9 protein-coding genes and 2 pseudogenes are annotated in these 12852 nt (G+C 71.2%); 3 read left to right on the forward strand and 8 right to left on the reverse strand.

The window, feature by feature from the left end; genetic code table 11:
• Positions 1-194: 194 nt before the first annotated feature.
• On the reverse strand, positions 195-641 hold the full coding sequence (locus tag IE263_RS28175; RefSeq protein ID WP_189940623.1) for a MarR family winged helix-turn-helix transcriptional regulator: 447 nt from the start codon (positions 639-641) through the stop codon (positions 195-197).
• 234 nt (positions 642-875) lie between these two features.
• On the opposite strand from IE263_RS28175, the gene IE263_RS28180 reads away from it, so the two are divergent.
• The gene (locus IE263_RS28180) at positions 876-2129 is read left to right on the forward strand and encodes a PP2C family protein-serine/threonine phosphatase (RefSeq protein WP_189940624.1); all 1254 of its coding nucleotides are present in this window, start codon (positions 876-878) and stop codon (positions 2127-2129) included.
• Positions 2130-2282: 153 nt separating this feature from the next.
• On the opposite strand, the gene IE263_RS28185 is transcribed toward IE263_RS28180, so the two are convergent.
• The 5 genes from IE263_RS28185 to IE263_RS28205 all read right to left on the reverse strand — a co-directional run bounded on the left by IE263_RS28185 (position 2283) and on the right by IE263_RS28205 (position 7566).
• Complete coding sequence (locus IE263_RS28185; RefSeq protein ID WP_189940625.1) at positions 2283-2747, reverse strand: helix-turn-helix transcriptional regulator; 465 nt, start codon at positions 2745-2747, stop codon at positions 2283-2285.
• 26 nt (positions 2748-2773) lie between these two features.
• On the reverse strand, positions 2774-3184 hold the full coding sequence (locus IE263_RS28190; RefSeq protein ID WP_189940626.1) for a VOC family protein: 411 nt from the start codon (positions 3182-3184) through the stop codon (positions 2774-2776).
• Between the two features lie 67 nt (positions 3185-3251).
• Positions 3252-4031, reverse strand: coding sequence for a YqjF family protein (locus IE263_RS28195; RefSeq protein ID WP_189940627.1), 780 nt, complete (start codon positions 4029-4031; stop codon positions 3252-3254).
• Positions 4032-4444: 413 nt separating this feature from the next.
• A complete protein-coding gene (locus IE263_RS28200) occupies positions 4445-5125 on the reverse strand; it encodes a cytochrome P450 (protein WP_229911197.1) in 681 nt (226 codons plus the stop codon).
• Positions 5126-5283: 158 nt separating this feature from the next.
• Positions 5284-7566 carry a peptidoglycan recognition protein family protein gene (locus tag IE263_RS28205; protein WP_189940628.1) on the reverse strand — a complete coding sequence of 761 codons (2283 nt, stop codon included), beginning with the start codon at positions 7564-7566 and terminating at the stop codon, positions 5284-5286.
• A 729-nt stretch (positions 7567-8295) separates the two neighbouring features.
• Here IE263_RS28205 and IE263_RS28210 point away from each other — a divergent pair.
• Positions 8296-8412 (forward strand): annotated as a pseudogene (locus IE263_RS28210) (NAD-dependent dehydratase); the annotation flags it as partial.
• Here IE263_RS28210 and IE263_RS48800 read toward each other — a convergent pair.
• Together IE263_RS48800 and IE263_RS28215 are read right to left on the reverse strand one after the other, a co-directional pair.
• Positions 8410-8562: pseudogene (locus tag IE263_RS48800) on the reverse strand (two-component sensor histidine kinase); the annotation flags it as partial. The pseudogenes IE263_RS28210 and IE263_RS48800 overlap by 3 nt on opposite strands.
• An 82-nt stretch (positions 8563-8644) precedes the next feature.
• Positions 8645-11725: an alpha-L-rhamnosidase gene (locus IE263_RS28215; protein ID WP_189940675.1), complete on the reverse strand. Its 3081-nt coding sequence runs from the start codon at positions 11723-11725 to the stop codon at positions 8645-8647.
• A 529-nt stretch (positions 11726-12254) separates the two neighbouring features.
• On the opposite strand from IE263_RS28215, the gene IE263_RS28220 reads away from it, so the two are divergent.
• The gene (locus IE263_RS28220; protein ID WP_229911198.1) at positions 12255-12827 is read left to right on the forward strand and encodes a LacI family DNA-binding transcriptional regulator; all 573 of its coding nucleotides are present in this window, start codon (positions 12255-12257) and stop codon (positions 12825-12827) included.
• Positions 12828-12852: the final 25 nt, after the last annotated feature.

Raw genomic sequence — 12852 nt, forward strand, 5'->3', positions numbered from 1 at the left:
ACACTCCGCCGGCCGCCCGCGCTCCTCGGGGTGTACGGGCGGCCGGCGGCGATTTCGCGGCGGGGCGCTGATCCCTCGGTGGTCGGGTGAGGAAGGCCCCCAAGGATCTGCGGCACCGTCAAGTCGGGCCTCCGGCCGCTGCGTCGGAGCGGTTCACCGCGTCGGCAGGACGAGGGCGGACGGGGTGTGCCGCATTACTGTCCGCCATCTGCTTCCAGGTTGCGCATCATTCGCGCGGTGAGGTCCAGGTACGTCGCGATCTCCGCGTCGGTGAGCCCGCCCGTGGCGGCACCGTTCACCGCCAAAGCCGCGGAGACGAGTTCCTGCTCGATCGCTCGGGCACGTTCGGTCAGACGGACGTGCGCGCGGCGCCGGTCGGACGGGTCGGGCACGCGCCGGACCAGGCCGTCCCGCTCCATCCGCTGCAAGGTGTTCGCCATGGTCGGCTGCTCGATGCGAACCCGGTCGCACAACTCGCGTTGCGACAGACCGTCCTGTTCGAACAGGGCGAGCAGCGGGGCGAACTGCCCGGGAACGACGCCGTACGGCGCGATGCGGACAGCAAGAGCCTGAGCGAACAGACGGGCCAGGTGGTTCACCTGGTAACCGAGTGACTCCTCACGAGGCAGCGCGTCCGTCATGCCTGGTTCCTCCGGTGCGTCATGGCTCCAGATCATAGCCAGCTATGCATGCGGGGAGGCGGACACGGACCGGCCGCACCGAGGGACGCGACAGCCCTCCCGCGGTCGGTCTTTCGGTCCCGTGCCGCTCATCCGCTCCGGGCGGCCGGCCACGAGCGTGCTGGCGGGCCCCCTGGTGTGTTCGCTCCTATCGTGGAACGGCACAGTCACGCTCGGCGCCGAGGCAGGCAGGACATGAGGGATCCGCAGATCGACTATGCGGCGGTCTTCCGGGCCCTGCCCGGGATGGTGGCGCTGCTCACCCCTGACCTGGTGTACGTCGACGCCAACGACGACTTCGTGCGGCTGGCCGGGCGCACACGCGAGCAACTCCTGGGCCGCTACATCTTCGACGTCTTCCCCGAGAACCCGAACGAGCCGGCCGCGGCCGGTATGCGGGAGACCCAGGCGTCGATGCTCCGCGTGGTGGCCACCGGCGAGCGCGACACGATGGCGCTGCTCCGCTACGACATCGAGGATCCCCAACGGCCCGGCCACTGGGAGGAGCACTACTGGAGCCCCGTCAACGCCCCCGTCCACGGCCCCGACGGACGGGTGGCGCTGATCGTGCACCGGGTCGAGGAGATCACCGAACTCATCCGCGCGCGCGGCGGTCCGGGCGGCGACACGCACGCCGGCCCGGCCGCCGACACCAGGGCTCGTGTCCTGGAGGCCGAGCTCTACACCCGCGCCCGGGAACTCCAGGAGGTCAACGAACGCCTTCGCACGGCGCACGCCCGTGAACGAGAGGTCGCCCTGGCCCTGCAGGCGGCGATGCTGCCCGCTCCCCGGCCCGTCGCGCAGCACCAGGCGGCCGTGCGCTACCGACCCGCCGTCGGCGCCCTGAACGTGTGCGGCGACTGGTACGACCTGGTCGACCTGCCCGGCGGGAACCTCGCGGTCGCCGTCGGCGACGTCGTCGGCCACGGGCTCGCGGCCGCCTGCGTCATGGGGCAGCTGCGCAGCGCCCTGAGCGCGGCCTGCCGCGTTGCCGGCGGCCCGGCTCCGGCCCTGGACGTCCTCGGCCTGTACGCCCGCTCCGTCGACGGCGCCGAGTCGACCACCGTGGCGACGACGTTCATCGACTGGGACGACCACTCCATCACGTACAGCTGCGCCGGCCACCCTCCGCCCGCCCTGCTGCACCCCGACGGCACCGTCGCCTTCCTCGACCGGGCCACCGATCCACCGCTCGGCGCCCGTCCGGAACACGTTCCCCGCCCTCAGGCCCGCACGCCGTTCACCGAAGGCGCGGCCCTGGTCCTGTACACCGACGGGCTGATCGAACGCCGCACCGAGGACATCGACACCGGTCTGGCCCGCCTCGCCGACGCCCTCACCCGACACCGGCGATCCGACCCCGATGCCCTGGCCGACGCCCTCCTGGCCGACCTCCTCCCACCCACCGGCGCCACCGACGACACCGCCCTGATCGTCCTGCGCCTGTGACTCGCCGGGCCTCCCGCCGACGCCGGAAGGCCCGGGGCGGAAGACCCGTGGCGGAGGGTGCAGCGGCAGTGAGGCCTCATTCGAGTGGGGGATGGCGAGCCGGTGCGACCCCGTACACGTCGTGGGTGACGGATGCGTGGGATGCCATGACCTTCACACCAGGTGCGGCTCGGTGACCGGCGCCTCCTGCTTCCTGACCGGTCTTGTCACCTGCTTCGCCACACACGGCGGCATCCCGGCCGCAGCGGCGGTCACGCGGCGCCGGTAGGCGCTGGGCGGCATGCCGACCAGTTGGGTGAAGCGGGTGCTGAAGGTGCCGAGCGACGAGCAGCCGACCGTGAGACAGACCTCGGTGACGCTGAGGTCGCCCCGGCGCAGCAGCGCCGTCGCGCGCTCGACGCGTCGCGTCATCAGGTACGCGTACGGCGACTCGCCGTAGGCCAGCCGGAACTGGCGGCTGAGGTGCCCGGCCGACATGTTCACGCCGCGGGCGAGCGTCTCGACGTTCAGCGGCTGCGCGTACGCGCGGTCGATCCGGTCGCGGACGCGGCGCAGTCGCGCGAGGTCGCTCAGGCGCTGCGCAGCGGCGCGTGCGCGCGCCCACGAGGGGTGACACATGAGAGAACTCCTCTTTCGTCGACGGCTCAGCGGAGTTCCTGGATGCGGACCAGGTTGCCCGCGGGATCGCGGAAGGCGCAGTCGCGGATCCCGTACGGCTGCTCGGTCGGCTCCTGCACGACCTCGGCGTCACCGGCCTGCAGCTTCTCGAAGGTGCCGTCGAGGTCCCGGGTGGCCAGCAGGATCCAGCCGTAGGTGCCCTTGGCCATCATCTCGACGATGGTGCGGCGCTCGTCCTCGGTGATCCCGGGGTCGGCGGCCGGCGGCGCCAGGAGGATGGACGTGTCGGGCTGACCGGCGGGGCCGACCGTGATCCAGCGCATCTTGCCCTGCCCGACGTCGCTGCGGACCTCGAAGCCGAGGGCGTCGCGGTAGAAGGCCAGGGACGCTTCCGGGTCGTCATGCGGGAGGGCGCTCGTGTGAATCGTGATGTCCATGACGATCAGGCTAGACGGGGCTCCAAGACAGGTGCTTCTCGATTCCTGATCGATCCGGCTGCCGCGGTCAGGGCGTCGGAATACCGGCCGGGCGGGCGGGACGGCCGAAGCGGGCCGGGACGCCCGGCGAGTACAGGACACTCACCGGCTCCCCCACCGGCTTCGGCAGGCCCGTCGCCACCACCAGATCCTCTGCGCACTCGACCAGGTCGGCTCGGTGCAGGGGCCAGCGCGGGTGGGCGTTGGGCAGATACATCGGCCGGCCGAAGAAGGCGCCGTGCATGCCCCAGCGCGCGGTCAGGAAGTGCTCCAGCCCGGTGGGCTCCTCGATCCGTTCGCCCACCCGCACGGTGATGCGGCTGTGGGCTCCGCGCGGGCCGGGCCAGCGGCGGGAGCTGGTGTAGGTGACGGTGTCGCCGTCGGCGTGGACGGCCATGCGGGACCAGAGATAAGGCATCCGGAAGCCGATCCGGCCGACCACCACGGGCAGCAGGCGAGAAGCGTCCAGTGACAGGAAGACCACTCCGCGGCGTCCGTGCGCGTCCACCGAGTAGAGCCGGACGTTGGTCTCCGGGAAGTTGCCGAAGTAGGGGACGCCCGGGAGGTGCAGCCAGCCGACGCGGTGCATCCGGAAGGCGACCAGACCGACATAGGTGACGCCGTCCAGGGTGTCGGGCACGGTCCCCGACGGCAGCAGACCGGCCACGTCGGCCGGGTCCGCGGCCCAGTGGAGGAAGGTGAGGTCGAGCCAGGACTGGGTGAGCAGCGGGCGCGCTATCGCCTCCGGCGCGTCAGCCGTCACGGGGTGCGGGGGCACCCCTGGCTGTGGCTCTGGTGTCGGCTGCATCCCGTCAGTATCACAGGGCGCGCACCCGTCCCGGGCCCCCACTCAGTGCTGATGCGGGATGCCCGGCCGCGCGGCGCCGTTGCCGTCCGGAACCTCCAACTCGCCCAGGTGAGCAAGTAGTCCGGGCGATGGACGCAATGGTCCCCGACCCGCTCCCGAATCCGGCCCCCACCCGGCATCGGGGTTTCCCCTCATCCTCCTCTCGGCGAGTCATCCCCCTCTCGGCGAACGCCCCCTCTCGGCGAACGCCCCCTCTCGGCGAACCCGATTCACCCGCCCCGCAGTCGGCCCGCCAGATTGAACTGCGCGGGGTGGATCGCTTCCCGCTCCTTGCATCGGACCTGTCGATGGCCGTCGTCGACGCCGGTCCGCCTCGCTGTCGAGCGGCTCGGCATGCCGTCGCGGAGCGGACATCAGCTGACGCGTACGGGCAGGCTGCGGAAGCCGCGGGTGATGTTGTTGAGGGCGCGCACCGGCTCGCCGGCCAGTTCTATGCGTTCCACGCGGGCGGCCAGGGCCTTGAGCACGGCGTGCACCTCGAGGCGGGCGAGGCCCTGGCCCGCGCAGGCGTGGTTGCCGTAGCCGAAGCCGAGGTGGTCGACGAGGTTGCGGCGGACGTCGAAGCGGTCGGGGTCGGGGAAGTGGCGCTCGTCGCGGTTGGCGGCACCGTAGCTGTGCAGGACGCGGGCACCGGAGGGGATGACGGCGCCCTCGCCCAGGTCCACCTCTCGGGTGGTGACGCGGGAGAAGACCTGGATGGGGCTCTCGACGCGGACGATCTCGTTGAACGCGGAGGGCACCAGGGCCGGGTCGGCGCGCAGCAGGTCCCACGGGTCGGGGTGGCGGGCGAACAGCCACATGCCGCTGGAGATCGCGCTGATGGTGGTGTCGAAGGCGGCCACGACATAGCCCGCGAGCAGGCCGATCGCACCCTCGACGGGGATCTGTCCCGCCTTGTGGGCCTCCAGCATGGTCCAGCCGAAGCCACCGGGCACGAGGCTCTCCTTGGCCACGACCTCGGCGAGGTAGCCCATGAGGGCTTCGACCTTGGGGACCGAGGCGGCCGTGCGCGGGCAGCTGTCGGTCGGCGGCAAGCCCCGGGCAGCCCGCGCCTGTGGCGCGCACGGTGCGGTGGTACGGCCCGGAAGCCGGCGGGCGGGCCACGGCTCGGCCTCGGCTCCCCGAGGAAGCGCGCCGCCCAGGGGCCCGGTCGCACACGATCCGGGCCCCTGGGCGGTGTCGAGCGGCCGGGTTACTTGATGTACACGAGGCCGTCCGTGGTGACGGTCGGCCGGCCGCTGGTGCCGACCACCACGATCTTGACGGTGTGCTTGGCGCTGGTGGACCAGGACCTGGTCCAGATGGCGTCGCGGTACATCGTCGTGGAGGAGCGCAGGTCGACGGTGGCGACCTTCGTGCCGTCGACGTACACGTACACCTGGCCGGAGGTGGAGGCGCGGGAGACCACCCAGGCGGCGGAGCGGCCGGTGAACGTCCAGGTCAGGCTCGCGCCCTTGGAGCCGCTGGAGTAGGACGTGCCGCCGAGGTAGCTGGTGGAGGAGCGGGTGGTCCAGCTTCCGGACCTGGTGGCGGCCGTCTCCTGCAGGACGACCGGGGTGTAGGAGGGCGAGGAGGTGCGGGAGTTGCCCGCGTAGTCGTAGGCACGCATCGACCAGGTGGAGGCGGTCCCCGGCTTGGCGGTGAGGTTGGCGGCGGTGGTCGTCGGGCCGTACGTCGCGGTGGTCGGGGAGAGCAGCTTCACGTACTGCAGAGCCGCGTTGTCGGTGGCCTTCCAGGCGAGGCGGACCGGGACGGCGGTGGTGTTGACGGTGCCGGTGCGCAGGGTCGGTTGCGGTGCGGTGGTGAAGGTCGGGGCGGTCGTCTCGGCGACGACGGTCGCGGCGGTGCTGGTCGCCGTCCTGCCGGACTGGTGGACGGCGCGTACGGCGACCTTGTGGGTGCCCACGGCGAGGGTGGCCGAGGCGGAGGTGGCGGAGCCGGAGGCGGTCGCGGCCACCTTGCCGTCGACGAGCAGTTCGAACCTCGAGATCAGCGAGGCCGGGGTCGTGGCGGACCAGTGCACGGTGATGCCGGCCTTGGTGTAGTACGTCGAGCTGTACAGGCCCGCGCCGGTGATCGAGGTGAGCTTCAGGCCGGCGACGGGACCGGAGGCCCAGCTGCGGATGGTGGGCAGTTGGGCGTAGAGCGCGCTGCCCGGGCACTGGGTGTTGTAGCCGTCGCGGTGGCCGGAGATCCGGTTGAAGGTGTACTTGGTGCCGACGGTGTAGCTCGTGCCGAAGTAGTTGTTCTGGGTCGCCCCGGCGGTGAGTTGGGCGGTGCTGCCCGGGTCGGCCCCGTACTGGCCGAGCTTCCACGCGGCGAGGCGGGCGATCGAGGTCAGCGCGGCCTGGGACGCGCCGGCGGACGTGTACTCACCCAGGACGGCGATCCCGGAGGACTCCCGGTTCCAGCCGTAGGTGTGGGCGCCGAGCACCGGTCTGTCGACACCGCCGGCGCGGCCTTCGAAGAGGGTGCCGCACTTGTCGACGAGGAAGTTGTAGCCGATGTCGTTCCAGCCGTTGGTCTTGACGTGGTAGATGTAGATGCCACGTACGATCGAGGCGGAGTCGGCGCAGCTGTAGTCGTTGGTCCCGTCCGTGTGGTGGACGAAGACGGCCTTGACGTCCGCGTCGTACGTCGGGGGATCCTCCGGGGTGATGCCCGTGCTGTCGGCGCCCCACCCGGCGCGCGAGACGATCGGCGGCTCCGGCACGGTCGACGGCGGCCCGCCGGTGGCGGAGGCGCTCGGCGAGGGCGACGTCGTCGCCGTGCTGCTCGACGAGGCGGACGGGGTCGCGCTGGTCGACGACTCGGTCGGTGACGCGCTCGGCGACGCAGAGTCCGTGGCCGTGGTCGCCGTGTCGGTGGGCGTGGCGCCGGGCGTTGCCGTCTCGGTGTCGGTGGGCGTGTCGGTCACCGTCGGGCTGTCCGAGGGAGAAGGACTCGCGCTGTCGACGGTGTACGCGGCCGGGGCGGGGTCGGCCGGGGCGGCCTTGCCGGGGTCCACGAGGTCGAGCCGCAGGCCATTCGGCAGCGAGGCCGACGTCTTGTCGCCTGTGGTGACCCGGAGTTGCACGCCGTTGGAGGGACCGGCCCAGAAGGGCTCGGTGGCGCCGCGCTCGTCCTTGGCCGGGGCGTCGCCGAGGGCGTCGTTGTTCCCGATGGTGAACCAGTGCGACCAGCTACCGGACCTGGCTTCACGTGTGCGTGCCTCGACCTTGCCCGGGGCCTTGGCCGTCGGGTCGGTCCAGCTCACTCCCAACAGGCTGAACGGCTTGGTGGACCGCTGACCGACTGTCACGTTGCCGTCCGCGCCGGGCCTCAGGGCGATGTCCTGCACGGAGGCCTTGACCGGCCCGGACTGCGGACCGCCGCCGCCATCCGTCGGGCCGCCGGCCAGTCCCTGGAAGGCCAGCACGCCTGTCACGCCGGCGGCCACCGCGGCGGCGGTCCCCCATATGCGTCGCGCTCTCAACGTCTCTCCTCAACGCCCGTTGCCGGGCGGTCCGGTGGTGTGCCCTGTGAGCCTGGGCGGGGTGTCTGATCAGGTAGGGAACGACCTGTACGCACGCCGCCCGCATCGGGGGCGCTGTCGTCCACGCACTGGGCGGCGAAACCGCCGAATTCAGCGCGCCGGCAGGCGACCTGGAAGGGATTGGCGACGTCGAGAATGCGGCGGTCGCGGTGAGCAGCACAGCGGCGCGGTCACGGCGACCGACGCCACGGCATGGCGGAGCTTCATGAAGACCTCATTCCGGGCCTGACGGGAGCAGGAAAAGCCGGGCCGCTGCAACGCATGGGGGGAAGGGGCGGAGCGGACGCAGCGATGCTAGGGGTCAACTGCGGAGGCTGGAAAGGCACTGACGCCTTGCCCTCGACGGAGGCCGAATCACCGGGGCGGGATAAATCTCGCAAATGCGCGTAGTTGCGCTGATGGCACGAGAATTTCGCATGAGCAAGGTCACATTGCGGGCGGAATTCCTCTGCACGGAACGCGCACGCCCGGGCTTTACCCGCTTGCGAATACATTACACAGCCATGATTCGCCGATGACGGAATATTTCTGCAACCCATACGACCGCGGGCTTTCGACGTCTCTCCGCGAGTCGGCTTCAACGAGCCCGCCGGCCTTACGGACTGATGACGTGCCGGGCGGTTGACCGGGCCCGGCGCGGTCGCGGGTCTGGAGTGGTCCGCGAGCGTGCTCACGATGCACAACACCGGCAGCGGCGGGCCGCACACCGTGGGCGAGACGGCCGGTGCCCCGGCCGCCGCGTACGGCGGTCCGGAGCCCGTCGTCACCGGCGAGTACCGACTGGGCCGGTGGCGTACGGGCGTGGGTGCCGCGGCGGCCGGTGTCGGAGACGCGCGGCAGGTCCTCCTCGGGGATGCCGCCGCAGCCGTCCGTCACCGGCACCACCGCCCCCTCGGGCGAGCGCTCGGCGGCGACCGCCACCGTGCCGACGGCGGGGGCCGCCGGATGCCGAGAACCGGCTGGTGAGGGCGGACCACGTGCTGCCCACGCCTGTCACGTACTCATGGGCCCACGCGGTTCAGTGCAGCCGGGTGGTCAGGTGGTACCGGCCGGACGGGATCCGGTACGAGGACACCCCCTCCGCATGGCCGAGGAAACGCACTCCGTCCACCCGTGCCAACGGCGTGCGTCCCTCATGAACGGCATCGGCGGAGGCGGCCGGAAGGCGCAGGGTCGCCTCGCTGTTCGCGGGTACGACCGCGTCGTACACCAGGGTCCGGCCCTCCTCGTCGACCTCCCACTCGCTTCTGATCTCGCCGTACGGCGACTCGTACGAGCCGGACACCCGCGTGATCCTGCCGGTGGGATCGATGTGGGGTTGCAGAACGAAGTGCTTGAAGCCGGGGCTGTCCGGGTCGCGGGCGATGCCGGCCATGTAGGCGTACATCCACTCCATGATCGCGCCGTAGGCGTAGTGGTTGAAGGAGTTCATGCTGACCGGGCCGAAGCCGGCGTCCTCGGAGTAGGAGTTCCAGCGCTCCCAGACGGTGGTGGCGCCGTTCCGCACCGAGTACAGCCAGGACGGCATCGCGTCCTGGTGCAGCAGCTTGTAGGCCAGGTCCGCGCGGCCCTCGTCGGTGAGGACGGGGGCGAGGACGTTGACGCCGAGGAAGCCGACGGACAGCGTGTTCTCGGCGTACCTGACCCGGCTGCTGTCCGGATGCGCGGCCTTGTACGCCGCGTCGTTGCCGATGTTGTCGGCCAGGTGCCCGACGAGCGTGCGGCGCTGCGCCTCCGTCTCGTAGAACCCGAGCTTGAGGACCCACAGCAGCGCCGACTGGCTGTTGTCCTCCGTCTTCTGGTTGGGGTCGGCGCCCGGTTCGATCGGGGAGGCGTCGCCCAGACTGGACTTCACCGTGACGCGGCCGTCTTCGGTGCGGAGGTACTTGGTGATGAACGCCTGCCTGATGCGCCCGAAGAACCGCTCGTACGCCTCCCCTTCGGCCGTCCGGCCGATCGCGCGCGCCATCTGCGCCATCAGCTGCGCGGCATAGCCGTAGTAGACGTCGCTCATGAGCTGGGCGCTGGTCTTCTGCGGCGCCAGCCAGTCGCCGGTGAGGGATCCCTGTCCGGCGTGGGTGTCGCCGGTCTGCTCCCGGATCCAGTCCAGGTAGCGGGTCATCGCCGGCCAGTTGTCCTGGACGATGGTCGCGTCACCGGTCATCTGCCACACGGTCCACGGCACGATGACGCCGGCGTCCGCCCAACCGCTGCCGCCCCCGGGGAAGTTGTACCGTCCGCCGGGTGCGACCCCGGTGAACTGCGCCTTGTCCATGCCGTAGAGGGTCTGGGAGTCGACGACGGTGTCCTGGAAGTGGCTGAGGAGGACGCCGGCGTCCGCGTTGTACAGGCCGGTCACCGAGAAGACCTGGGTGTCGCCGGTCCAGCCGAGGCGTTCGTCGCGCTGCGGGCAGTCGGTGGGCACCCAGAGGTAGTTGCCGCGCTGCCCCCACCGGATGTTGCTCGCCAGCTGGTTGATGTCGGGGTCGTCGGTGGTGACGGTGCCGGTCTCGCGGACGGCGGACGTGGCGACCTTTCCGGTCAGGCCGGTGATCGTGACGGTGTCCGTCGCGGTGACGGACACATAGCGGAAGCCGTAGAAGGTCAGTGAGTCCTGATGGGTCTCGCCGCGCCGGTCGCCCTTGAGGATGTACGTGCTGGTGGCCTTGGCGCTGCGGAGGTTGGCCCGGTAGACGGAGCCCTCGGGGCCGTCCGCGCCGACGCTGTCGTCGTTGAGCATCTCGCCGAACCTGAACTCGACCCGGGCGCCGGCCGGGCCGCGCAGGCTGTAGCGGGCGACGCCGACCATGTTCTGGCCGAGGTCGAAGACGGCCGTCTCGCCGCTGCCGATCGTGACGGAGGCGGAGGCCGCCTCGGCGGGGTCGGTCACCGTCCGGGCGGGGTCCACGACGATGCGCCCCCTGCCATTGGGCCTGCCGTCCTGTCCGGTCACTCCGGTGGCGACGGTGATCGACTGCGGCCGGCGGTCCCACTTCGGCATCAGGCGGGCGGTCTCGCCCGGGTAGGCGAGGAGTCGGACGTCCGGGTACCTGTCCTCGAAGGCGACTCGTTCCACGTCCGACCAGGCGGAGTCGTCGAAACCGTGCGCCGTCCAGCCCGGCAGCTGCATCCGGGCGTCGTAGGTCTGGCCGTCGTAGATGTCGTCGGCGCGGTAGGGGCCGGTGTCGGTGGCCTTCCAGCCGCTGTCCGGCGCGGTGACGACCGTCCGCGACGTGCCGTCGGCGTACCGGATCATCAGTTTGGCCTTGACCGCCAGGGCGTTGCCGTCCTCCGAGTAGTACGTGCTGCCGTCGGAGACGCGGCCGTTGTACCAGCCGTTGCCCAGGACGAAGGCGAGGGTGACCGCCCGCTCCCGCGTCACGAGTTCCGTGACGTCGTACGTCAGGTAGTTGACGCGCGCGTCGTAGTTCGTCCAGCCCGGGGGCAGCAGCTCGGTCGTGGTGCCGCCGTCCTGCGGAACGGTCACCTGGTGCCCGTTGACGTGGGCCTCGTACACGCCGAGGGCCGAGACGTACAGCCGTGCCTCGCGGACCTTGGGCCGGCTTTTCGCGGTGCTCGCCGTCCCTGGGGTTTCCTCCGTCCGCAGCAGCGGTGCGCCGGGTGAGCCGGGGGTCTTCCCCTTCATCCCGATCCACTGCGCGCCGTCCCAGCCGGCCACGCCGTCGGTGCTCATGAGGCCGGTCTCGAAGAAGGAGGGGGATGCGCTACCGACCGGGCGGCCTTCGGCGTCCCAGACCGTGACGGTCCAGTGATAGCGGGTCGAGGCACGCAGCGGCTTGCCCGCGTAGCGGACGGCCACCGAGTCGGAGGAGCGGACACGGCCGCTGTTCCAGACGTCCGCACGAGCGGCGGTCAGCTTGTCCGGAGAGCTCGCCACGAGGATCCGGTACGCCCCTTGGCTCCGGCCACGGGCTGACGACCGCATGCGCCAGCCGAAGCGTGGGCGGGCGGCGTCCACGCCCAGGGGGTTCGTGCGGTGTTCGACGGTCAGCCCGGACACCGCGGCATCTCCCGTGCGACGGGAGGCTGCCGCGTGCGCGGTGCTTCCGCCGCCCACGGCGCCGGCGACTACGGGCACAGCGCCCGCCGTCGCCGCGAGCACGCTCCGGCGGCGGACTCCCCCGCCGCCGGGACGGTCACTGTTCTCGGCATCACGGGCGGCGCCGTCTGCGTCGTGTCGCGCATTGCTCACACCTGCATCCCTTCGGTCTTCTTACGTGATCCGGGCGGTGGTCAGGAGCCGGCCGTGCAGTCGGCGTGCGCGGTCCGGACGCTGTCTGTGCGGGGCCGGGGTCACCGGGGAGCTCCTTTCTGAAACGTTTCAGTGCGGATGCCGGGTCAGGGCTCCGATCAGCGCTGGGTGCACAGGAGCGCGGTCGTCCGGGGTGGTCGGTCCGATGCCGGGCCGGGTGGTTCGCGGAGCGGGTGGGTAACGTTTCCCACAGGATGTGGCCAGACCCTAGAGAGGGTCCCGCGTGACGTCAAGATGCCGCGCACGCTGCATGATTGTTACGGCATTCGCACAGCGCAGCCTCTACGTGACACCTACCGAGCTGCACGGCCCGCCGTACACACGGCGGCAACGTTTCCCACGGGGAAGGACCCGGATGGAGCCACCAGCACCACGCCGCCGCGTCACCATCGTCGATGTCGCGCGTCACGCCCAGGTGTCCACGACCGCCGTGTCCAAGGTGCTGCGCAACGCGTACGGAGCCGGCCCCGACATGCGCGCGAGGGTCCGCCGGGCGATCGACGAGCTGGGCTACCGGCCGCACGCGGGCGGCAGAGGTCTCCGTGGGCAGACGTACACCGTCGGCGTGATGCTGCCCGACATCCGCAACCCCTTCTTCCCCGAGATCCTCGACGGGATCACCGCCTCGCTGAAGGAGACCGAGTACCAGGTGTTTCTGGGGCCCGGCTGCAACGGGGAGAAGGAGGAGGCCCGCGTCACGGAGGCGATGATCGACCGCGGTATGGACGGCATCATCCTGATCGCGCCCGTGTCGTCGCGCGCCCACCTCGAACGCGTCGCCTCGTCCGTGCCGACCGTCGTCGTCGGCCGGCACGGGACCTCTCCGGTCTACGACACGGTGGCGGACGACGACATCGAGGGCGCGTCCTTGGTCGTCGGTCACCTCGCCGGTCTCGGGCACCGCCGGATCGTTCATCCGCCCGGTTGAACCTGGATCCCGTCTTCCGCGCGCT

The organism is Streptomyces aurantiogriseus (assembly GCF_014649375.1).
Taxonomy (GTDB): domain Bacteria; phylum Actinomycetota; class Actinomycetes; order Streptomycetales; family Streptomycetaceae; genus Streptomyces; species Streptomyces aurantiogriseus.

Coding starts and splice junctions, on each gene's coding strand:
- IE263_RS28175 (WP_189940623.1), bottom strand. CDS start 641: ATGACGGACGCGCTGCCTCGTGAGGAGTCACTCGGTTACCAGGTGAAC.
- IE263_RS28180 (WP_189940624.1), top strand. CDS start 876: ATGAGGGATCCGCAGATCGACTATGCGGCGGTCTTCCGGGCCCTGCCC.
- IE263_RS28185 (WP_189940625.1), bottom strand. CDS start 2,747: ATGTGTCACCCCTCGTGGGCGCGCGCACGCGCCGCTGCGCAGCGCCTG.
- IE263_RS28190 (WP_189940626.1), bottom strand. CDS start 3,184: ATGGACATCACGATTCACACGAGCGCCCTCCCGCATGACGACCCGGAA.
- IE263_RS28195 (WP_189940627.1), bottom strand. CDS start 4,031: ATGCAGCCGACACCAGAGCCACAGCCAGGGGTGCCCCCGCACCCCGTG.
- IE263_RS28220 (WP_229911198.1), top strand. CDS start 12,255: ATGGAGCCACCAGCACCACGCCGCCGCGTCACCATCGTCGATGTCGCG.